Raw genomic sequence first — 20,754 nt, forward strand, 5'->3', positions numbered from 1 at the left:
TCATGGAATATTATTTCCAACTTATAATCAACGGCCTTGTTGTAGGTTCTATATACAGTCTGGTCGCCCTTGGTTTTGTTATCATCTACAAGGCAACAAAAGTTGTTAACTTTGCGCAGGGTGAAATGGTCATGGCCGGAGCATACATCTGCTTTGCACTGACTGTTCAGTACCAGATTCCTTTCGCACTGGCCTTTCTGATGACGCTGGCTTTCTCCGTAATTTTGGGACTGGTGATAGAGCGGATGATACTTCGCCCCCTCATCGGTGAACCGATCATATCCGTAGTAATGGTCACAATCGGACTTTCATCCATTCTGAAATCTCTGGTTCAGGTCTTCTGGGGCACGCAGATCAGAGTTTTTCCGCCCATTCTTCCACAGGAACCTTTTATACTGCTCGGGCTGCCCATTGCTCCGGTATATGTAGCCGCCTTTGTACTCTGTCTGCTGTTGTTTGCTGTATTCTCTCTGTTCTTCAAATACTCATCCATCGGCATTGCCATGCGGGCAACAGCGTTTGACCAGCAGGCCGCGCAGTCCATGGGAATCGGCATCAAAAATATATTCGCCCTGTCGTGGTGTATCGCAGCGGTTGTTTCGTCCATCGGCGGAATCATTCTCGGCAACATAAACGGCATAAACTCTCAGCTCGGACATCTCGGACTCAAAGTTTTCCCGGCTGTAATTCTCGGAGGACTGGACAGTCTTCTAGGTGCGGCCCTCGGCGGACTGATTATCGGTGTGCTGGAAAATGTCTGCGAAGGGGTCGCCCGTGAACTATTCAATCTAGGCGGGTTTAAAGAGGTTGCTTCTTTTGTCGTGCTGGTAATTATTCTCATGGTCAAACCATACGGCCTGTTCGGAACAAAGGAAATAGAGAGGGTTTAACATGCTTAAATGCGGACTTTTTTTTACATCATATAATAAAGAAGACCAGTTTTTTCCCTCCATGTTTCAGAAAACATGTCTGGGGCTGTTCATTGCGGCAATGCTCATAGCACCGCAGGTCCTCGACTTTTATTATATTTCAGTAATGAACCTGATCATGATCGCAGCCATTGGAGCTGTCTCCCTTAATCTGCTCACTGGCGTATGCGGACAGATGTCACTGGGACACGGCGCATTTGTCGGCGTCGGTGCTTACGGGTGTGCAATTCTGGCCTCCAAAGGTTTACCCTTTGTTATATGCCTTCTCGGAGGCGGTACTTTTGCCGCACTCGCAGGAATGTTCTTCGGCATTCCCTCGCTAAGACTTAAAGGAATCTACCTTGCTATCTCCACTTTAGCGGCACAGATGATTCTTGAATATGTATTCCTGCACTGGTCCGCCTTAACCGGAGGGGCAAACGGAATGCCCGTCGATCCTCCTTCCATCATGGGATTTTCATTCGATTCAGACGAGAAGATGTTCTACCTCATCTTCGCAGTAACCACTTTGTGTGTGCTTGGAGTCAGCAATATTATCCGTTCGCGTTCGGGAAGAGCTTTTATCGCCATACGCGACTTTTACCAGTCCGCGGAAAATGTCGGTGTAAATCTGTTCCATTTTAAATTGCAGGCTTTCGCAACCAGCTCTTTCATTGCTGGAATTGCAGGCGGATTGTGGGCTTACTACGCGATGTACATCACCCCTGAACAATTCTCTATCTCCCTGTCGATCAGCTATCTCGCCATGATCATTGTCGGTGGAATGGGTTCTGTGACAGGCGCAATTTTCGGCGCGGTGTTTATCACACTACTGCCGGAAGTTCTTAACACCACCACATCCCTGCTATCCTCATTTGCGCCAGACATCAGCTCCTTAATGGCCCCGCTTAAAGAAGGAATATTCGGACTTACTCTCGTACTTTTTTTAATATTCGAACCGGAAGGGTTGGTCCGTAAATGGAAACTCATCAAGGCATATTGGAAACTGTACCCCTTCGCTTATTAAATTACGTGTCGGCAGACACATAAACGATAATTCAACAATTTTACAGGAGACCAGATTATGAAAAAGATCATAATTTCATCGGTAGTCATGGCAGTGATGCTCTTTGCAACCGCAGCTTTTGCAACAATAAAAGTAGGACTTCTTTCCGATCTTACAGGCCCCACCTCCAGCGTGGGAACACCTTACGCTCAGGGCATTAAAGATTGCACTGCTTACGTGAACGCCAACGGCGGAATCAACGGCGAACAGATTGAACTGATTCAGGTTGATTATGCTTACAACGTGCAGCAGGCACTTTCTGCGTATAAACGATTTAAATCTAAAGGCATCGTTGCCTTGCAGGGTTGGGGAACAGGTGACACCGAAGCTCTCGTCCGTTTTGTATCCCGCGATAAAATCCCCGTATTTTCTGCGTCCTACTCGCCTCACCTCATGGACCCTTCAAAAGCTCCATACAACTTCACAATAGCACCTGACTACTCAACACAGGGGCGTGCAGGACTGAAATATATCAAAGACACATGGACTGAAAAACGCGCTCCCCGCATTGCTTTTGTCTATCCAGACAAGCCTTACGGACACGTTCCACTTCCAGCCATGAAAGAATATGCCAAGGAACTCGGATTTGAAGTCACCGGAGATGAAACCCTCGACCTCAAAGCAATGGATGCAACTCCTCAAATTCTCGGCCTGAAAAAACAGAAAGCCGACTTCGTATGGGTAGGTGGGACAACTCCTTCCACAGCAGTGCTTATGAAAGACGCTGAAAAACTCGGATTTAAGGGCAAATTTCTCGTAAACATCTGGGGAAATGACGAAAACCTTGCCAAAATGGCCGGACCGGCCTGTGAAGGCAATCTCGGCATGCAGGCTGCGGCTGTTTACGGTCAGGACGTACCGGGCATGAAAATCATTGAAACAGAAACCAAAGGTCAGCCTCAAATGACCCATTACCTGCGCGGATTCGTATCCACAATGGTAATGGTCGAAGGCATGAAGAAAGCTGCTGCCAATGGCAAAATAACGGGTGAAAACATTAAGAACGCACTTGAAACAATGCGTGATTATGACCCGATGGGACTTGCCCCTGCAATCAGCTTCTACCCCGAAGATCACAGACCCAGCATGGCTGTTAACGTCTGTACTGTTAAAGACGGCAAACTTGAATTCGTCCAGACAGTTTCTTTGCCTCGTGATGCAAAGTGGCTGGGTAAATAGACCTGAATTATTGAACAGTCAGGAGGGTTTCAGCCCTCCTGACTATTTAAGGTAAGGAAAATATATGAGTCTGCTAAATGTTCAAAATCTTGAAGTCGTCTACAACGATGTAGTTCTGGTTTTGAAAGGTCTTTCTTTAAATGTCGCCAAAGGCAGTATCACAACTCTGCTCGGCGCAAACGGGGCAGGTAAATCCACTACCCTGAAAGCTATATCCGGCCTGCTGGAAGGCGAAGACGGCAAAGCTACATCGGGCACAATTCTCTACAAGGGACAGCCGATGAGCAGTAAAAGCCCCGAGAAAACCGTTCGGCAAGGTATTTTTCAAGTTATGGAAGGTCGCCGTATTTTTGAAGACCTGACTGTTGAAGAAAACCTACGTTGCGGAGCCTACACTCAACCTGCGAAAAACTTTTCAGGCAACCTTGAAAAAGTATATACATATTTCCCGAGATTGAGGGAACGCAAAGCCCAGCTTGCAGGATACATGTCCGGCGGCGAACAGCAGATGCTCGCCATCGGCCGGGCTGTAATGGCCTCCCCTGAATTGCTGCTGCTCGATGAGCCGTCACTTGGACTCGCGCCGCTGTTAGTCGAAGAAATTTTTGATATAGTAAAAAAAATCAACAAAGAAGAGGGGGTTACTGTTCTTCTGGTTGAACAGAATGCCCGCATGGCCCTTTCACTGGCTGACTACGGCTATATCATGGAAAACGGCCGGATTGTTATGGACGGAAAAGGTTCGGAACTTTTACATAACCCGGATGTTCAGGAATTTTATCTGGGACTTTCTCATGGCGGAGAAAAACGCAGCTATCGCGACGTAAAACACTATCGCCGCCGTAAACGCTGGCTAGGCTAACAGGGTTTTTCAATCACCTATTCTTAATTGCCAATCGACCTAAAAGACGAGGATTTAGCGATGGACAGATCAAACATAATTTATGACCAGATAGAGCAGGATACCTCTGAAGCCCGCAAGGCAAGACAACTGGACAAAATAAAAACAGTTATCTCGAAAGCGATGGATTCATCCAAAGAATTTCAGACTCGCATGGGTTCTGCCGGACTGACTGCTGACGACATAAATGACCTTGATAGTTTTTCTAAAATCCCTGTTCTTCGCAAAAAAGAACTTCTCAATTTGCAACGTGATAAAGGGCTGGACTGGCTGCTCACCGCTACTCCCGGTGAACTAAGCAGAATTTACCAATCCCCCGGCCCTCTTTTTGATCCCGAAGGACGGGAAAAAGATTACTGGGGCTGGACGGAAGGATTCTACGCAGCAGGGTTCCGCCCGGGTGATCTTGTCCAGATGACATTCAGCTACCACCTCACCCCCGCAGGACTTATGCTGGAAGAACCACTTCGGGAAATAGGCTGCGCTGTAATCCCTGCCGGACCGGGCAATTCTACCGTTCAATCGCAACTGATGACCACGCTTCCCGTAACCGGATTTGTGGGCATGACCAGTTTTCTGAAAGTTATTGCAGAAAAAGCACGGGCGGCAGGACTTGATCTTAAAAAAGATTTCAAACTGGATGTCGCTTTTGTTGCGGCGGAACGGTTGCCGGAATCTCTGCGAAATGAAATCGAAGAAGCTTTCGGCATGAAAGTTAGACAGGGTTACGGTACGGCGGATGTAGGCTGTATCGCTTACGAATGTCTGGACCTCGGCGGAATGCACGTATCCAGCCGTTGCTATGTTGAAATATGCGATCCGCAGACAGGTCATCCTCTCCCGATGGGCGAAGTGGGCGAAGTAGTCGTTACCCCTTACACTCTTTCATATCCCTTAATCCGTTTCGGAACAGGTGACTTATCCTGCATGGTCGACAGTCCTTGTGCATGTGGAAGAACAGCTCCCAAACTTGCCGGAATACTCGGCAGAGCAGACGACACCGCAAAAGTAAAAGGACAATTTATTTACCCTGCACAGGTTGCAGAGGTTACACAGGGTTTCCCTCAGATTAAAAAACATCAAATAGTAATCACCAATGACAAGGGACGCGACCTGCTGACACTTAAGCTTCAACTCGAAGGACCATTTGATGAAGGCAAATTTATTCCCGCATTTCAGGAAAAAGTTAAACTTAGACCTGCCCTGCTGATACTTGATGAAAATGAAATTATCGAAGACGGCGCAGCTCCGCTTATAGATACACGTTCGTATGATTAAATTTCAACTTCACGGTTGCAACTTTTATTGCTGGCATATATTATCTTTAACAAATTCAACTCATATTTACGTGATGCAAGACTGATAATTTCAAAAGGACAGGATGAACAAGAGCACTTTCCCTAAAAACCCCGTGCTTCTCGTAGATGACGAGGAAACATGGTTGCGGTCTTTTTCGCTGGCTCTGAAGTCAGCCGGTATTGATAACATCCTTTGCTGTAACGACAGCCGCGAAGTAGCATCCATACTGGAAACCACCGAGGTAGAAGTAATTGCCGCGGATCTCGCCATGCCTAATGTCAGCGGAGAAGACTTAATCCGTCTGGTTTCCGCCAAGCATCCCGATATTCCCATACTTGTGATTACCGGTATGAATCAGCTTGAAACAGCCGTGCAATGTCTGAAACTCGGCGCTTTCGACTTCTTTGTAAAAACCTACGATAAAAACAGTCTGGTTTCCGGCATCCGTCATGCCATTCAAATCCGCGAGCTGAAAAGAGAAAATACAAGTCTGCGCTCCCGCTTTCTGGATGACAAACTCGAACATCCCGAAGCCTTCGATCATATCATCACCGATAATATGACCATGCGCTCCATCTTCAAATATATTGAAGCGATTGCAGATTCCTCCAAACCGGTGCTGATCACCGGAGAAAGTGGTGTAGGTAAAGAACTCGTTGCGTGTGCTATTCATAAAGTAAGCGGCAAGAGCGGCGAATTCGTGCCTGTGAATGTTGCCGGGCTTGATGATAATATTTTTGCAGACACACTCTTCGGTCATAAAAAAGGAGCGTTCACCGGAGCAGACAAAGCCCGCTCAGGACTCGTAGTCAACGCAGCCGGCGGAACTCTGTTTCTGGATGAAATAGGCGACCTCGCCCACGCTTCGCAGCTCAAACTCCTAAGACTTGTGCAGGAACGCGAATACATGCCCATCGGATCGGATTTAACCCGCAAAACCGATGCACGCATTATTGCCGCCACCAATATTGATCCAGACATATTAAATGATGGTCCCGGTTTCCGCAGTGATCTCTATTACAGACTTAAAGCCCATCATGTTCACATTCCACCTCTTCGGGAACGCAAAGAAGATATCCCCATGCTTGTGGATTATTTCCTACGCGCAGCATGTAAAGAAGAAGGACAAAAAAAACCGGAAATCCCTGCAAACCTCATCGCTCTACTTTCCTCTTACGATTTCCCCGGGAATATCCGTGAACTGCAATTTCTTATTCTCGATGCCCTCAGTTGCACTGATGGATTAAAACTTAATATTGAAAGACTGGAGCGTCACATCAGCCATGCTCCAGCCATCACTAAGCAAGCACACAAACAAACAGTTGAAGGCAAAGTCGCCTTCGGGACCAGCCTTCCCACATTAAAAGAAGTCTGTGACGAACTGGTCGAAGAAACCATGAGACGCACTGACAACAATCAGGCAACAGCCGCGGCAATACTCGGAGTATCCAGACAGGCCCTCAATAAACGTCTCAATAAAATGAAACTGACTCAATCATAGCAAAAAAACAGGCAGACTATAGGATTTGATATGGCATCCTCTCAAGAACGCGTCCAGAATCTGGAAAAGCAAAACTCCCAGCTCCAAAAAGAACTGAAACAGCTTCGCGCCCTTATAGATGCCCCGCGCAACGTGATGCAATTTTCTTTTGATCCGGCCTACCGCTATATAACTTTCAATCAGGCTCACTATGAATTCGTAAAACACAACTGGGGTGTTGAAATCAGCGCCGGAATGAGCGTGCTGGATATTTTTAATGAAGGCAAAGAAGTCCAATCCGCCAGAGAACACTTTGACAGAGTTCTACAGGGTGAATCCTATATCCTGAAGCGCAAATATAAACGACGCAAAGGCGAAACCAAGTATTACGAGAACACCTATGTTCCAGTCATTGAAAACGGCTCAATCGTCGCAGGAACAGTCTCGGCTCATGACATTACAGAGTGGAGCGAAAAAGAAGAAGAAGGCCGCAAATACAGATCTATTTTCGATAAAGCTCTGGAAGGAATCTACCGTTCCACAATACGGGGCAGGTTCATTGAAGCCAACCGTGAAATGGCCCGAATCCTCGGCTATGATTCTCCTGACGAACTGATTACCTCCATTACAGACATAAGCTCGCAATTATACTGCGATCCTGTTGACAGGGACACCGTTTTTTCCCGTCTGCGCACTGAAGAAGTCGTCAAAGATTTTGAAACGCGCATGTTCCGCAAAGACGGCACTCCCATCTGGGTTGAATTCAATGCCCGCTGTGAAAAAAACAAAGACGGACATACTCTTTACGTGGAAGGAAAGCTTACAGACATCTCCGCCCGAAAAGAAGTTGAGCAACGGCGGCAACAGATGATGCAGGCTGAAAAAATGTCCTCGCTCGGGGTTCTCGTTGCCGGAGTGGCGCACGAAATAAACAACCCCAACAGCTATCTGACTCTGAATCTCCCGCTACTAAAAGATATCTGGAATGATACTCAGGGAATACTTGATGAATTCAGCGAAGAAAACGGTGACTTTGTTCTCGGCGGACTGGAATATTCCGAACTGCGCAATCACCTGCCCTACCTCCTGCAGGAAATGATGGAAGCGGCTTCACGCATTAAAGACATTGTCTCGCGATTGAAAGACTATTCCCGACAGAATCCCGAAGATGGACGTGAATATGTAGAACTGAACGATGTGGTCAAAGGGGCGCTGACTTTTGTCCGGCACAAAATAAAAAACTCGACCAGAAATTTTGAACTGATCCTGCCGGAAAAAAGTCCGGTTGTAGAAGCAAATCCGCAACGGCTTATTCAGGTACTTATCAACCTTATTGTAAACGCCTGCGACGCTCTGCCTATAAATGAAGGATACCTCACGGTAACAGTCAAAACTTGCGGCGAGACAAACCCAAAAAAGAACTACGCCTGCATCACAGTGCAGGACAACGGCTGCGGAATTCCTGAAAAAAATTTAAAAAATATTGAAGATCCCTTTTTTACCACCAAACGGGCCACAGGCGGAACAGGACTGGGTCTATCCATATCCTCAAACATTATGAAAGAACATAATGGATTACTTGAATTTTCATCCATACCAGCCAAGGGAACAACTGCCACAATAAAACTTCCGCTATCTATATAATTCTTTTGCGAATTAATAATTCGCCTGATCCCTCCATATATTATTAATTATAAATTATATGCTATACTGCGCGTCGACAACCGATTAGCGCAGTGTTATATATAATAGCTAAAGAGTATACGCTCACGCACAAATATCTTTTTCCTTGGAGCAGTCGATATATGGACATCACAATCAGAGCTCTTCTCCTCGACAATTCCCTCATTTGTTTTGCGCTTGGATTCATCATGCTGCTCTTTTCTTTTTTCCACAAAAGATATCGCGGATTCATCCTTATCAGTTTAGCATACCTATGTTTAAGCATCGCATTCCTACTGTCCACTTCCCGTTCTTTTTTACCTGAATATTCAATCATTGCATCAAAAACACTGGGTTTAGCTTCTCTGATATTGATGAAGATAGGCATTGAACGTTTTCGGCAGATACCGCATAAGCTAATTAAATTATCATTACTGCTTCTTTGCGCGATCTTCGCTTCATCTTATTTTTTTACGTTCATAACTCCAGATACTTTAGCTCTCGAAATATCCTTTTCCGTACTGATTTCCCTGCAACTGGCTCTCTGCATTTGGGCAACCTTGCGTAAAACTAAAAAACTAAAAAGCTATCAGTTCATGCTTGTATTCGCAGGCCTGCTATTAATTATCGCCCTTTCCACTAAAATATTCGCAATGATAAAATGTCAGAACTTTCAAACTACCTGGCAGTATTGGGCTCATATGCTGGCCTACTCTTTTGCATTAATAGCATCATCTTTCGCTTTTATCTGGGGCAGTGTAGAGCGGGCTGAAATTGAAAAAGATAACCAAACAGCTAAACTGGAACAAAACTATCACTTCATGGACGCGTTTCTAGACGCAATTCCATTACCGGTTTTCTACAAAGACAAGGAGTTGCGCTACCGCAACATCAATCAGGCTTTAAGCGAAATAGTAGGCCTCCCCAAAGATCAAATTCTCGGCAAAACAACAATGGAAGTTGTCCCTACGAAACTTGCTAAACTCAGCAAAGCTCATGATATTGCAGTGCTTGAAACAGGACAAACCCAAAAATACGAAACATCATTTCCTTTTTCGGACGGGCTGCATCACGAGATTGAAGTTAAAAAAAGTGCATTTATTGACTCATCCGGAGAAATCTGCGGAATAGCCGGAGCTTTTACAGATATAACTGAACGCAAAATTTATGAGGCCAAGATTAAACATCTGGCCCTGCATGATCAGGTTACCGGACTTCCAAACCGTAATATGTTCTATGCACAGCTTAAAAAATCAATTGCAATGGCAAAACGCAACAAGTACACGCTGGCATTGCTATACATTGATCTGGACGGATTCAAATCTGTCAACGACGATTTCGGACACGATGCAGGCGACACTCTGCTTAGGACTATAGGAAAACGCCTTTCAACCGCTGTTCGGGAATCCGACACAGCCTGCCGCATCGGCGGAGATGAATTTACAGTGCTGGTTGAAATGTACAATGACCCTGCAGATGTGATAATTGTAGCCGAAAAGATACGCAAAGGCTTAGCAGAACCAGCCACCTGCGAAAGCCATCCCTGCCAGACGAGTGCAAGTATAGGCATAGCCCTATATCCTCAGGATGCAGAATCTTCACGAGACCTCGTGAAAGCAGCAGACACGGCTATGTATTCAGCCAAACAACAAGGTAAAAACAGAATCTGTTTCTATAATGACAAAATCTAATAAAAAGAATTTGAGAATAAAATGAGCATAGATGAACAACAAAAGGCGTATCATAACGTATTCTTTGCACGACAGCCCATATTCAATAATAAAATGAAAGTATGGGGCTATGAGCTCTTTTATCGAAAAAATGAAGAGTCTGACTCCGCAACATATATTGATGAATTCAAAGCTACCATGGAAGTAATGTCCAATCTGGCCTTAAGCCCTGATGACAAATTTAAGGCCGCCAAAATTATTATTAACTTTTCGGAACAGGCCGTCCTCGAAGACCTCCCTTTATCGCTGCATCCTAAATCCACCATTATACAGTTCACTGACCCGGAAGAAGTTTCTCCTGAATTAATAGAGACGGTACATAAGCTAAAAGACAGAGGCTATACCATTTCATTAGACGACTATGCCGCACGGTATGAAAACCAAGAACTATACGCCTTAGTCGACATTATGACCCTGAACATTTCAAAGCTGGCCCGCCCTGATATCACACAGTATATGCAGGCTCTCTCCGGCCTAAAAACGGTATATCTGGCTAAAAAAGTCGAAACGGCAGAACAGTTCGAATATGTGAAGGAACTCGGATTTGCTTATTATCAAGGATACTTTTTCAAGCGCCCGAAAACCGAAGTTGCCCGTAAAATTTCTTCCAACGAGATGCTCCGCTTTAACCTGATGCAAATGCTCAACAGTGAAGATTTCGACATAGGAGAACTCAGCAAAACAATTGAAAAAGATGTGTCACTAAGCGCGCGCCTTCTGAGTCTATTAAATTCTCCGGCCTACGGCCTCACCGCTAAAATTTCGTCCATCCAACAAGCGGTAGTATACCTTGGCGGAGATCAACTCAGACACTGGCTTCGTGTTATTCTCCTTACAGACATGAAACAACCCGGCAAATCTGCGGAATTAACCCGCCTAAGTCTCCAGCGGGCCAAGGTTATCGAAATGCTCAGCTCACATTCAGAAATACTGGAAAACGATGAACGTTTATTTCTGGTAGGCCTGTTTTCTCTGCTGGACGCAATGCTCGAACTGCCGATGAACCGTGTAGTGCAACTACTCTCAGCATTGGACGACACCATCCGCCAGACACTTGATGGAGACGAAACCCTCTTCCGGCCATGGCTGGCTTTAGTAGAAGCAATGGAAGATTCAAATTGGGAAAAAGTAGGCGCAATGGCGGCAACTCTGGACCTTGAAGCATCCGACATAATGAAGTGTTACAAAGAAGCGCTGGACTGGTCGAATACTGTACTGACCTGCATGTAATTTTTCAGGAAATATAATGTTTAAACACCTTATTTCATTCAAAACAAGCCTGTTTTTAATATGCGTAAGCATTGCATGCGCAATAGCATTCAATACAATTGGTTCAACAATTGATAGCGAAGGCATATTGCATGAGCCTTTCGGCTTGATCCCGATAGGCTGGCTGTTTTTTCTACTAGGAATTCTTGTCGGTATTGTTTGCGTTATTCGGTGGCTGTGGCGAAAACGGTAACTACTTTAACTTAATATCAAGATTTGCAAGCAGTGAAACGGCTTCCGGTAATGAAAACACAGTCTTATGAAGTTTATTAGAACTCGCATTCATATAATAATTTCTTGAAGTACTGAAATCAGCAGAACTTAAATCAGCTTGACTAAATTGGCATCTCTTCAGGTCACAATCATCAAATTTAACACGAACCAGTTTCGTATTAAGAAAAGAAGCTTCGACCATTGAACATGAAATAAACTTAACTTTACCAAGATTCATATCGCTGAAAATAGAACTATCAAGCAAACAGTTTACATAAGAAGCACTAATAACCACTCCCGTACTGCCCCAATTTATCCCCAGTAATTTAGAATCATTAAATACTGCGCCGATAAATTTCGTATTATGAAATTTAGCAAGGGCAAGATTACAATTCGAAAATGTGCATTTTTCAAAAGCACACCCTCTTAAATCGGCAAACTGAAAAGATGACCCTACAAAACGACAATTGTAAAAAGAAACATCCCTGAGTAGTTCATCACTAACATCCAGAGCTTTAAAGACTTCATTTTCATAAGTCTCATTATCATGAACAATTAAAGCTGACATATTAAATTCTCACTTATCTTAAAATTCATCATGGTTCATTTCGCCAGAAAAAGCCCCTTTAGAATCTAAAGGGGCTTTTCACACTTATAAACTTTGCTAAATTATTTCTTGTACCTGTTTCTAACAGCAACAAGAAACGGGGTAATCATAAGCAATATCCACTCAAGGCTCATACTCTGTGCCGGATTGAAGACACAGCCTGAAGAGCCTGAAGAACTGGTTGCTCCCAAAACAACTGGGTCGGCAATTACCCCTGCTGCGGTATTAGTATCATAACTGCCGTTATCCTTAATCCCGAAATTAACAGTATAGACACTGTTCGCGCTTAAGGTTTCTCCGGAAACCATTACCCCCCCACTATTGTCGGTAATCCAATAAACTCCATCCGTTGCAGAAGCGGGAGCAGCATTCAGACGGGAGTAGGTAAGATTACTGCTGGTTGACGCAAGCAGCTTAAACAGCTTGAGATCATTTACAGCGATATTAGTTGAAGGAGTGAAAGTAAAAAGGAAATTATGAGTTGAATCGGCAGTTATCGCTTTTGTCTGGAAAGACTGCTGTCTGCCAAGAACCGTCATACTCGGAGTACCATAGGAAGTAGTCAATGCCGTTGAAGTCGGCACAGAAGAAGAAGCAGATGAAATCAAGTCAGAATCTTCGCCGGCTCCGGGTTGCACAGCTGAAGAACTATCCCCGCCGCCAGAAGAACTGATAGTTGTTCTTTTAAGAACACCATTCTGTCCGCCAGATACGAGAAATCCACCTTTGGCTGAACCGCTTACAACTTTAATATTAGTTGAAGCCTGTACTAATCCGGAAGTCCAAGTGCTGTCTGAAGTATTGTAATCGTGAACATATCCATTAGAATCTGCAGCATAAACATGGGTTTCATAAGCCCATACTGAGTTTAATATAGTTGCTGCGGGTGCGGTTATAAGAGTTGCGGTTGAACCGTCATAAGAGACAGCATAACCGGTGTCCCCAACCATATAGACTTTCGAAGCTTCCTGAATAACAACATCATACATTGCGGTTGGAGCAGCTCCGGGCATTGTTATCTGCTCAACCGTCCATGCATCGGCAACGGGAGAAGTCAACTTTAAAGCATTATTGCCGGCACCGACTCCATAAAGAGTCTGCCCGTCAGTGCTCACATCGAGGGCATTGAGTGCAACTAAAACGCCAGCACCTCCACCTTTCGTCTGAGGAGTATAAGTTGCTGTCGTCCCTGCAATCGTAATTTTATATAAATAATTAGCCGCAGTGGCAGTGGAAGCATATAGAGTTGTAGCTGAAACTGCCTTAATGTCTGTGAATGCAACCGGAGGATTATTTGTTACGGCAGACCAGTTGGTACCGTCATACATAATCATCTCTGTTCCGCCCTTGATAAGACCGAAAACATTGCTTCCGTAACCGGTAAGCCTGTTCACAGGCTTTGAGCCGACAACCCCTTCATTAACACGGGTCCATGTGAAAGATTCAGAAGCGTAGACACCTTTATAGAGGAGTCCATTGTCGCCACCCACATAAATATCAGTACTGGTAGCGTTATATATGGTGTTGATAGTACTGCTTACATCCGGCTGGGTCTCAGGGGCCGCTGCTGCAAAACTTGCTCCCGTAGAATAAGCTATTCCCCTATTGGTATTAAGACCATCAGTATCAATAGCTACGGCATTGGCTCCGGATGAGGCAACCCCGTCAACAGCATTCATTACAGAAATAGCAGTGCTTAAACCATCATACTTTTCCCAACTAGCAGCATTGTATCGCCATACATCGGTAGCTGTAGAGACAATCAGATCGGTTGAACTACCGGAAACGTAGGTTGGAGCGGCACCAGAATAATTCTGATCTACTGCGGCCAACGTACCAATAGCTGCTCCTCCTGAATCACTCACCAAAAAAATCTTGTTGGTATTATCCACAATTATCAATTTTCCGTCAGATGTAGGATATAACCCTGTAGCTGTTCCAATGGCTGTATTGATATCAGTAGCAGTTGTCCAAACATTCGTGTTAACGGAGAGATTCGTTAATACAGTTGGAGTTCCCGTGGCGGCCATAGCTTTAACAGCCCCGGCGTCACCAATAAGATAAAGACCGTTAGCAGAAGCAGCCAACCCGCTAACAGCGATCCCGGAAGCTATCGAAGCATCCGCACTATTCGCGTCGCCGGAAGCGAAAGCAATCGACTGCACAAATTTTGTTCCATCTGAGCTGGTAAAATAAAAATTACCATTAAGTGCAGCAATATAATCTGCTGTCACCGGAGGGGTGCCTGCAAGAGCAGTTATTAATCCTGTTGCGGCTCCGTTTGTAAATATCGTAATCCTTGCAAGAAGACCTGTTCCTGCAACCTTAACCGCAACATAATCATCAGTGGTAACCTCTGCCCCGGCAATGGCTCCCGACTCCACAGCCTGAGTACTTACAGCACCGGCAGAAGCCCATGAGGTAGTCGGGGCTGTCGAAGAGTATAATTTTTCATCATCACCGCTGGGAATATAGTAGGTTCCGGACAGAGCCACGATAGATTGTGGATCTCCGGGAGCAGTTGCTACATCTTTGGTAGCACCAGTCAAAACGGCATTCCAAAAAGTCTCTCCACCGTACAAAGAAGCTCCGGCATTGCCGACAATAAATGCCCGACGTAAGGAACCGGATATAACCAGAGCTACACCGTTAAGATTCTCGGTTGCAATTCCCTGAGCTTTGTATGTCACAGCTTCGCCGGAAACACGGAAAACCTCACCCGAAGCGCCCGCAACATAGCCGAATGTATCGGCAGTATTATAATCTATAGAAAGGAAATTAGGGCTGCTTCCACCTGTAACTGTAAGAGCGGCAGTGGCTACGGCGCCACCCACAGCCAAATCGGTAGTACCCAGTACAATCTTTGCACTGTCTCCAACGGCATACCATGATGTAGCTGTTTGAATAGAAATATCATTGATAACCGGACAATTATTAACATTAAGCCCGGCTGTAAGAACTCCGGCCTTTGTTACGTTGTACAAATTATTGCCGCCACCACCACCAAAAACTACAAATGCGTCGGCGGTTCCGGTTAATTCCCGGACGCCCTTAATACTGGAAGTTGTTGCGATTGTTTCGCCTGACAGATTAGCACCAATACTTGCCCAGCCTACACCAAAATCAAAATAAGCGCCTGCACCATCATTGGTAACAACCACAACATCGGCACCGGGACAGGCAATTCCAACGACAGTTTTACCATCAATCGCAGTTCTGGCCGCTGCCGTTAGAGACGCAGTAGCCCAAGTTATGCCGTCTGCACTGCTGACTATAGTTCCATTTTCAGTGGCGGCCCAAAAATTACTACCGTCATGGGCAACACCTACAAAATCAGTCGAAGCAGGAGGATAGACTTGAGCCCACACAACGTTCGCGGCTGTTGTATCAACCATATTGGCAGCAGTCATATGATAGGCCTTGCCATCATCACCGACAGCAACCAAGCCATCACCTGTATCCATGACAATTCCTGCCAAATCAGTTCCTAAAGCGGTAGGAGCATCAGGAGTCCATGCAGCATGAACAGGATATGAAGTTAACAAAATGAAAAAGAATATCGAAATAAAGCTCAGCTTAAATTTATTAGTAGACATATACTCCCCTTATTGAACGTTACATATATGTCTACGGACTTAAATGCAACAAATATCTATTTTATTACAAGCAACTGATACAATAAGATAAAGAATATTACATCAACGCATCCAGAAGGAGAATTAAAGCTTAAAACGTAGTTAAAACTTGTGACACCTTCATTCTTAATGTATCTTTGAAATGGTGAAAAATTATCCTTTGTCCAAGGAACTAACCATGACCCGAAGCAAATGTTATAATCTTTTTTTCATTATGTTGTTTACAGTCTGCCTGACAGCATTCGTCTTTACGGCCAGTCCCTGCGACGCAGCAAAAATGAAACGAATCCTTGTCGTAGAAACCATGCCCGTTCCGGTTGTTCTGGAGTATTCGAAATGGTTCATGAATGGAATGAGGGACTTGGGTTATCAGGACGAAAATGTCCAGTTCGAAATTCTGCGGGCCGAAGGCAGCCGCGAAAAGGCCGAGAAGCTACTGCGGGAGGCAATGGAAAAGGGAAAGCCTGATCTTGTTGTGACGTTTGCAACACTCGCCTCCCAAGCCGCGTATACAATATTTAAGGGAACGGATGTTCCCATACTTTTCAGTGTGGTTGCGGACCCAGTGGGGGCCGGAATCGTTAAAAACATCGGGAAGTCTACCGGCACAAATATTACGGGACGCGTCTATTCACTATTCCGCGACGTGAAGATTGATCTCACAATGCGGCTGGTCAGGCAGGTTGTGCAGGACAGGCCTGTACGTTTCGGCTTTGTCTATTCCAATTACCCGTCATCGCGGGGTGATCTTAAAGGACTTCAGTCTATTACGAAGGATAGGAGGGATGTGGTTTTTGTCCCTTATGAGATTAAATACAGGGAAGTTCCCACGGGGATTCCAGATATGCTGCATGACGTATCCAAAGGACTTAAGGAGCTTACGGGTAAAATAGATTTTCTGTGGCAGCAAGTCGGGCCCATGGCAGAAGTGAAGGCGTTTACTGAATTACAAATCAAGGAAGGTTCCTGCCCCATCGCACTGGGGAATACCATGAACAGCGTACAACGCGGGGCACTCATAGCCGTGATTCCCAACATAGAAAGAGGAGGACGTGAAGTAGCCGGGTTGGCAAATTCCATACTCAAAGGGGCAAATCCCGGTGACATTCCCGTAATTGTGCCACAGGCGTTTGATTTGTGTGTCAACCTTACAACCGCTATTAAACTGGGCATCGTGATTCCCTCAGACATGCTGACGCTGGCCGGCAAACATATTTATCGCTGATATGCGGCTACAAACTAAAATATCCCTAGTGCTCATCCCGAGCATTGTTCTGTTGATCATGGGCTTCGGCATATGGGCGGTGCAGAGTTCAACCACAACCATCCACGCTGCGACGGAACAGTATGCAAAAGGGATTCTGCAAACCTTTGTCTCACAGGACATTGAGCATCGGCACGTCCTGCTAAAACTCAACAGTCTGGATACCATTTCGAGTTTTAGGGAGGCATATCAAAAGGAAGCAACCCTTACGGCACGTCACATCTCGCTCATCTGGCCGGGACACATTTTTGGTTTTACTACGCAAGGCAAACTCGTCTTCGACACAGCCGACACAGCTCCGGAGGTCATGAAAAAACGATGGGCTTCCGAACTTAATAATATTCGTATCCACAATCTCAAAAAGGCTGAGGGTCATATAGAAAACGAAATGTACGTTGCTATGCTCTTTGAGCCTTGGGGATGGATTGTCTTCGTATCTCTGGACGACGACGAAATACACATGGCTTCAACCCGGATACGAAACGCTGCCATAGGGGTGGCCCTCATTGCATCACTTCTCACTCTAATCCTTCTGCACATTCTCTTCAAAATTTTCATTGTTTCCCCGGTTAAGTTATTGAAAGAAGCTACAGCTGCCATAGCAAGACAAGACTACACCAACACGATGGGAATCGACACCAACGACGAACTGGGAGAACTGTCCAGAGATATTGATAGAATGTCTCAGGAAATAGCATCCAATCAACTCCGCCTTCTCCATTGGACAGAAGAGCTTGAAAAAAACGTTCACAAACGAACCAAGGAATTGAACTGGAAAAACAAGGAGTTGAGTCAGGAAATAATTCTCCGCGAACAAGTTGAAGCAACCCTCCGACACTATTCTGACGAACTGCAAAGGAGTAACGAGGAAATCCAGCGTTTCTCTTACATCGTCTCACATGACTTGCGTGCTCCGCTTGTTAATCTCAAGGGGTTCGTAAAGGAACTGCACTTTTCCATGGAAGACTTGGAGACCGCAACAGCCGACATGAAAACACTCTTGGCGGAAGACAAACAAAAACTCTACTACAGAGCCATGAACGAAGATATCCCCGAAGCGTTGGGATTTATTGATACTTCGGTCACGCGTATGGATAGACTCATTAACGCCATTCTCAATCTTTCCCGCCTCGGTCGGCGGGAACTCAAGCTTGAGTGGCTGGACATGAACGAGCTTGTCCGTGAAACCTTTCATACTTTGGCCCATGATATCGAACAGAAAAATATCCGTGTTACTGTAGATGATATGCCTGAAATATGGGGAGATCGCCTGTCCATGGAACAGATTTTCGGAAACATCATCGGCAACGCAATTAAATACCTTGATCCAGACAGACCGGGGAACATTCACGTTTTCTGCGACCGCGAAACCAGAGCTGCTGTCTTTCACATTCAGGACAATGGACGCGGCATAAATCCAAACGAAACGGACATGGTTTTTGAACCGTTCCGGCGTCTCGGTAAGCAGGATGTGTTGGGTGAAGGCATGGGCATGGCCTACGTAAAAAAACTTATCAAACTCCTTGGCGGACGTATTTGGCTTGAGTCTGAACCCGACAAGGGGACAACTGTTTCGTTTCGTGTTCCTGATAAAAGCGATGCAGGAGAACACGCATGAACGAAATAAATAAAGAATGCACCTTTGTACTCGTCGAGGATGACCTTGGTCACGCACGACTCATACAGAAAAATCTGCACCGTTCGGGAGTCCAAAACAAAATTGTGCATCTGACCACCGGCAGACAGGCTGTGGATTTCTTACTGAGCCAAGGGGAATATGCGGGTAGTCCCCCTCCCGCCACAGTTCTGGTACTTCTGGATCTGAACCTACCGGAAATGGACGGCTTTACTGTATTGAAACACCTTAAAGCCGATGAAAGGTCAAAAAACATCCCCGTGATCATGTTGACCACAACCGATGACAGCAGAGAGGTCAAACGTTGCTATGAGCTGGGGTGTAGTGTCTTCATTACCAAGCCTGTGGACTACGATCTCTTTTCCGAAGCGATTCAGAAGCTGGGCAGATTTCTAAACGTAATTAAGCTGCCAGACGGGGGGGTAAAGTATGTCGAACAGTGATCAGAAACAAATTCTCTACATGGAGGATGATCCAGGCTTAGCGCGTCTTGTCCAAAAGAGGCTCAATCGCGAGGGGCACGAAGTGGATCTCGTTACGAACGGGGCCCAAGGGCTGATTATATGTCGCGAAACTTCCTACGATGTCGTCATTGTTGACCAGCAGATGCCGGGCATGGAAGGAATAGAAGTCATCCGTGCTCTGATGCAATGTGCAAATCCCCCTGCCATACTAATGCTTACAGGACAGGGCAACGAACGTATCGCAGTGGAGGCGATGAAACTCGGTGCCAGTGACTATATGATCAAAGACACGGAGAGCCGGTATCTGGACATCCTGCCTGCGGTGGTATGGCAGTTACTGCATCAACGTGAAATGGAGGAGGAACACCAGCGCATGAAGCTTGCGTTGGAATATCGGCAGAACTTCGAACGCCTACTTTTCAAGCTTTCTACGCAATTCATTAATTGTCCCTTGAGCAAGATCGATCAGGAGCTCAACCAAGCACTGCAGTCTGTGGGGAACTTCGCCGGAGCTGAACGAAGCTATGTTTTTCAATTCCGGGAAACCGGCAAATTTATTGATAATACCCATGAGTGGTGTGCACGCGGCATTACGTCTCAAAAACAAATATTTCAAAGTTTTGATCTCGACACACAAACACCGTGGGTTGCCGCATCCCTTAATAAAAACAATGTCATCTGCATTGATTCTGTAAACGACTTGCCGCCGGAAGCGAAGGCTGAACGAAGTCTATTGCAAGAGTGCGGAATCAAATCAATAATACTTGTTCCCATGATGTTGCGTACGAAACTTCTCGGTTTTGTCGGCTTTGATTTTGTTACCGATGAAAAGGATTGTACTGACGATCTTGTTTCCCTGCTCAGGATGGTGGGCGAAATAGTCATGAATGCGCTGGAACATAAGCGCTATGAAAAGGCTCTGCGGACGAGCGAAGAGCTGTTCAAAACAATGAGTATAACAGATCAGCTTACATCCCTTTTCAACATGCGCCACTTTATGGAACAGATTGAGGCTGAAATGGTCCGAGCGGAGCGTTACAAGTCTCCCCTTTCGCTTATCATGCTGGATGTGGACAACTTCAAAACTTACAACGACACCTTCGGTCATGTGGAAGGCGATCAAGTATTGCGGGAACTGGGAAGTATCATCCGGAGTTCGCTACGTGTCACCGATTCAGCCTATAGGTATGGCGGTGAAGAATTTACGGTACTGTTGCCGAATACGGACGCTGAAATGGCTCGAACAGTGGCAGAGCGTATCCGAAAGGCATTTGCCGAAGCGGTGTTCTATCCTGATTCCGAGAAAAAGGAGCAACGCACGATTAGCCTGGGGATCGCGGAATATGTGTCAGGTGAGCGAATTACCGATATTGTAGACCGCGCGGACCAGCACATGTACCGGGCTAAAAAAAAGGGCAAGAACAGAACGTGCATGTAAGGG

At 45.6% G+C, this 20,754-nt stretch carries 16 protein-coding genes; 14 read left to right on the top strand and 2 right to left on the bottom strand.

Features of this window, described 5'->3' with window-relative positions; translation table 11 throughout:
* Positions 1 to 2: 2 nt before the first annotated feature.
* From BLT41_RS15645 to BLT41_RS15690, 10 genes are all read left to right on the top strand, one after another.
* The gene (locus tag BLT41_RS15645; RefSeq protein WP_092162831.1) at positions 3 to 890 is read left to right on the top strand and encodes a branched-chain amino acid ABC transporter permease; all 888 of its coding nucleotides are present in this window, start codon (positions 3 to 5) and stop codon (positions 888 to 890) included.
* A gap of 1 nt (position 891) precedes the next feature.
* Positions 892 to 1,935 (top strand): branched-chain amino acid ABC transporter permease, encoded by a 1,044-nt coding sequence (locus BLT41_RS15650; RefSeq protein ID WP_092162832.1) that lies wholly within the window; start codon positions 892 to 894, stop codon positions 1,933 to 1,935.
* 57 nt (positions 1,936 to 1,992) lie between these two features.
* Complete coding sequence (locus tag BLT41_RS15655; protein WP_170830390.1) at positions 1,993 to 3,153, top strand: ABC transporter substrate-binding protein; 1,161 nt, start codon at positions 1,993 to 1,995, stop codon at positions 3,151 to 3,153.
* A gap of 64 nt (positions 3,154 to 3,217) precedes the next feature.
* Positions 3,218 to 4,015, top strand: coding sequence for an ABC transporter ATP-binding protein (locus tag BLT41_RS15660; RefSeq protein WP_092162834.1), 798 nt, complete (start codon positions 3,218 to 3,220; stop codon positions 4,013 to 4,015).
* Positions 4,016 to 4,075: 60 nt separating this feature from the next.
* Entirely contained in the window at positions 4,076 to 5,332 is a 1,257-nt protein-coding gene (locus BLT41_RS15665; protein WP_092162835.1) for a phenylacetate--CoA ligase family protein, read from the top strand.
* Positions 5,333 to 5,435: 103 nt separating this feature from the next.
* Positions 5,436 to 6,854 carry a sigma-54-dependent transcriptional regulator gene (locus BLT41_RS15670; protein ID WP_092162837.1) on the top strand — a complete coding sequence of 473 codons (1,419 nt, stop codon included), beginning with the start codon at positions 5,436 to 5,438 and terminating at the stop codon, positions 6,852 to 6,854.
* Positions 6,855 to 6,884: 30 nt separating this feature from the next.
* Positions 6,885 to 8,477, top strand: coding sequence for a PAS domain-containing sensor histidine kinase (locus BLT41_RS15675; RefSeq protein ID WP_244512310.1), 1,593 nt, complete (start codon positions 6,885 to 6,887; stop codon positions 8,475 to 8,477).
* Positions 8,478 to 8,638: 161 nt separating this feature from the next.
* Positions 8,639 to 10,186: a sensor domain-containing protein gene (locus BLT41_RS15680; protein ID WP_092162841.1), complete on the top strand. Its 1,548-nt coding sequence runs from the start codon at positions 8,639 to 8,641 to the stop codon at positions 10,184 to 10,186.
* Between the two features lie 21 nt (positions 10,187 to 10,207).
* A complete protein-coding gene (locus BLT41_RS15685) occupies positions 10,208 to 11,455 on the top strand; it encodes an EAL and HDOD domain-containing protein (protein ID WP_092162843.1) in 1,248 nt (415 codons plus the stop codon).
* A 16-nt stretch (positions 11,456 to 11,471) separates the two neighbouring features.
* Positions 11,472 to 11,687 carry a DUF3955 domain-containing protein gene (locus BLT41_RS15690; RefSeq protein WP_092162845.1) on the top strand — a complete coding sequence of 72 codons (216 nt, stop codon included), beginning with the start codon at positions 11,472 to 11,474 and terminating at the stop codon, positions 11,685 to 11,687.
* Here BLT41_RS15690 and BLT41_RS15695 read toward each other — a convergent pair whose 3' ends face one another.
* Entirely contained in the window at positions 11,688 to 12,275 is a 588-nt protein-coding gene (locus BLT41_RS15695) for a pentapeptide repeat-containing protein (protein ID WP_092162847.1), read from the bottom strand.
* 101 nt (positions 12,276 to 12,376) lie between these two features.
* Positions 12,377 to 15,910, bottom strand: a complete 3,534-nt coding sequence (locus tag BLT41_RS15700; RefSeq protein WP_092162849.1) for a beta strand repeat-containing protein — start codon at positions 15,908 to 15,910, stop codon at positions 12,377 to 12,379.
* Between the two features lie 217 nt (positions 15,911 to 16,127).
* Between BLT41_RS15700 and BLT41_RS15705 the strand changes: the two genes are divergently transcribed.
* From BLT41_RS15705 to BLT41_RS15720, 4 genes are read left to right on the top strand one after another with little or no spacing between them, the layout of a single operon-like run.
* The gene (locus BLT41_RS15705) at positions 16,128 to 17,174 is read left to right on the top strand and encodes an ABC transporter substrate-binding protein (RefSeq protein WP_170830391.1); all 1,047 of its coding nucleotides are present in this window, start codon (positions 16,128 to 16,130) and stop codon (positions 17,172 to 17,174) included.
* Position 17,175: 1 nt separating this feature from the next.
* A complete protein-coding gene (locus tag BLT41_RS15710) occupies positions 17,176 to 18,831 on the top strand; it encodes an ATP-binding protein (RefSeq protein ID WP_092162852.1) in 1,656 nt (551 codons plus the stop codon).
* A complete protein-coding gene (locus BLT41_RS15715; protein ID WP_092162853.1) occupies positions 18,828 to 19,292 on the top strand; it encodes a response regulator in 465 nt (154 codons plus the stop codon). Before BLT41_RS15710 ends, BLT41_RS15715 begins: the two co-directional genes overlap by 4 nt.
* A complete protein-coding gene (locus BLT41_RS15720) occupies positions 19,279 to 20,751 on the top strand; it encodes a GGDEF domain-containing response regulator (RefSeq protein ID WP_092162854.1) in 1,473 nt (490 codons plus the stop codon). Before BLT41_RS15715 ends, BLT41_RS15720 begins: the two co-directional genes overlap by 14 nt.
* Positions 20,752 to 20,754 lie beyond the last annotated feature (3 nt).

It is taken from the genome of Maridesulfovibrio ferrireducens (assembly GCF_900101105.1).
Classification (GTDB): domain Bacteria; phylum Desulfobacterota; class Desulfovibrionia; order Desulfovibrionales; family Desulfovibrionaceae; genus Maridesulfovibrio; species Maridesulfovibrio ferrireducens.

Bases quoted from the DNA above. Each gene is read 5' to 3' on its own strand.
- BLT41_RS15645 (WP_092162831.1), top strand. From the start codon at position 3: ATGGAATATTATTTCCAACTTATAATCAACGGCCTTGTTGTAGGTTCT.
- BLT41_RS15650 (WP_092162832.1), top strand. From the start codon at position 892: ATGCTTAAATGCGGACTTTTTTTTACATCATATAATAAAGAAGACCAG.
- BLT41_RS15655 (WP_170830390.1), top strand. From the start codon at position 1,993: ATGAAAAAGATCATAATTTCATCGGTAGTCATGGCAGTGATGCTCTTT.
- BLT41_RS15660 (WP_092162834.1), top strand. From the start codon at position 3,218: ATGAGTCTGCTAAATGTTCAAAATCTTGAAGTCGTCTACAACGATGTA.
- BLT41_RS15665 (WP_092162835.1), top strand. From the start codon at position 4,076: ATGGACAGATCAAACATAATTTATGACCAGATAGAGCAGGATACCTCT.
- BLT41_RS15670 (WP_092162837.1), top strand. From the start codon at position 5,436: ATGAACAAGAGCACTTTCCCTAAAAACCCCGTGCTTCTCGTAGATGAC.
- BLT41_RS15675 (WP_244512310.1), top strand. From the start codon at position 6,885: ATGGCATCCTCTCAAGAACGCGTCCAGAATCTGGAAAAGCAAAACTCC.
- BLT41_RS15680 (WP_092162841.1), top strand. From the start codon at position 8,639: ATGGACATCACAATCAGAGCTCTTCTCCTCGACAATTCCCTCATTTGT.
- BLT41_RS15685 (WP_092162843.1), top strand. From the start codon at position 10,208: ATGAGCATAGATGAACAACAAAAGGCGTATCATAACGTATTCTTTGCA.
- BLT41_RS15690 (WP_092162845.1), top strand. From the start codon at position 11,472: ATGTTTAAACACCTTATTTCATTCAAAACAAGCCTGTTTTTAATATGC.
- BLT41_RS15695 (WP_092162847.1), bottom strand. From the start codon at position 12,275: ATGTCAGCTTTAATTGTTCATGATAATGAGACTTATGAAAATGAAGTC.
- BLT41_RS15700 (WP_092162849.1), bottom strand. From the start codon at position 15,910: ATGTCTACTAATAAATTTAAGCTGAGCTTTATTTCGATATTCTTTTTC.
- BLT41_RS15705 (WP_170830391.1), top strand. From the start codon at position 16,128: ATGACCCGAAGCAAATGTTATAATCTTTTTTTCATTATGTTGTTTACA.
- BLT41_RS15710 (WP_092162852.1), top strand. From the start codon at position 17,176: ATGCGGCTACAAACTAAAATATCCCTAGTGCTCATCCCGAGCATTGTT.
- BLT41_RS15715 (WP_092162853.1), top strand. From the start codon at position 18,828: ATGAACGAAATAAATAAAGAATGCACCTTTGTACTCGTCGAGGATGAC.
- BLT41_RS15720 (WP_092162854.1), top strand. From the start codon at position 19,279: ATGTCGAACAGTGATCAGAAACAAATTCTCTACATGGAGGATGATCCA.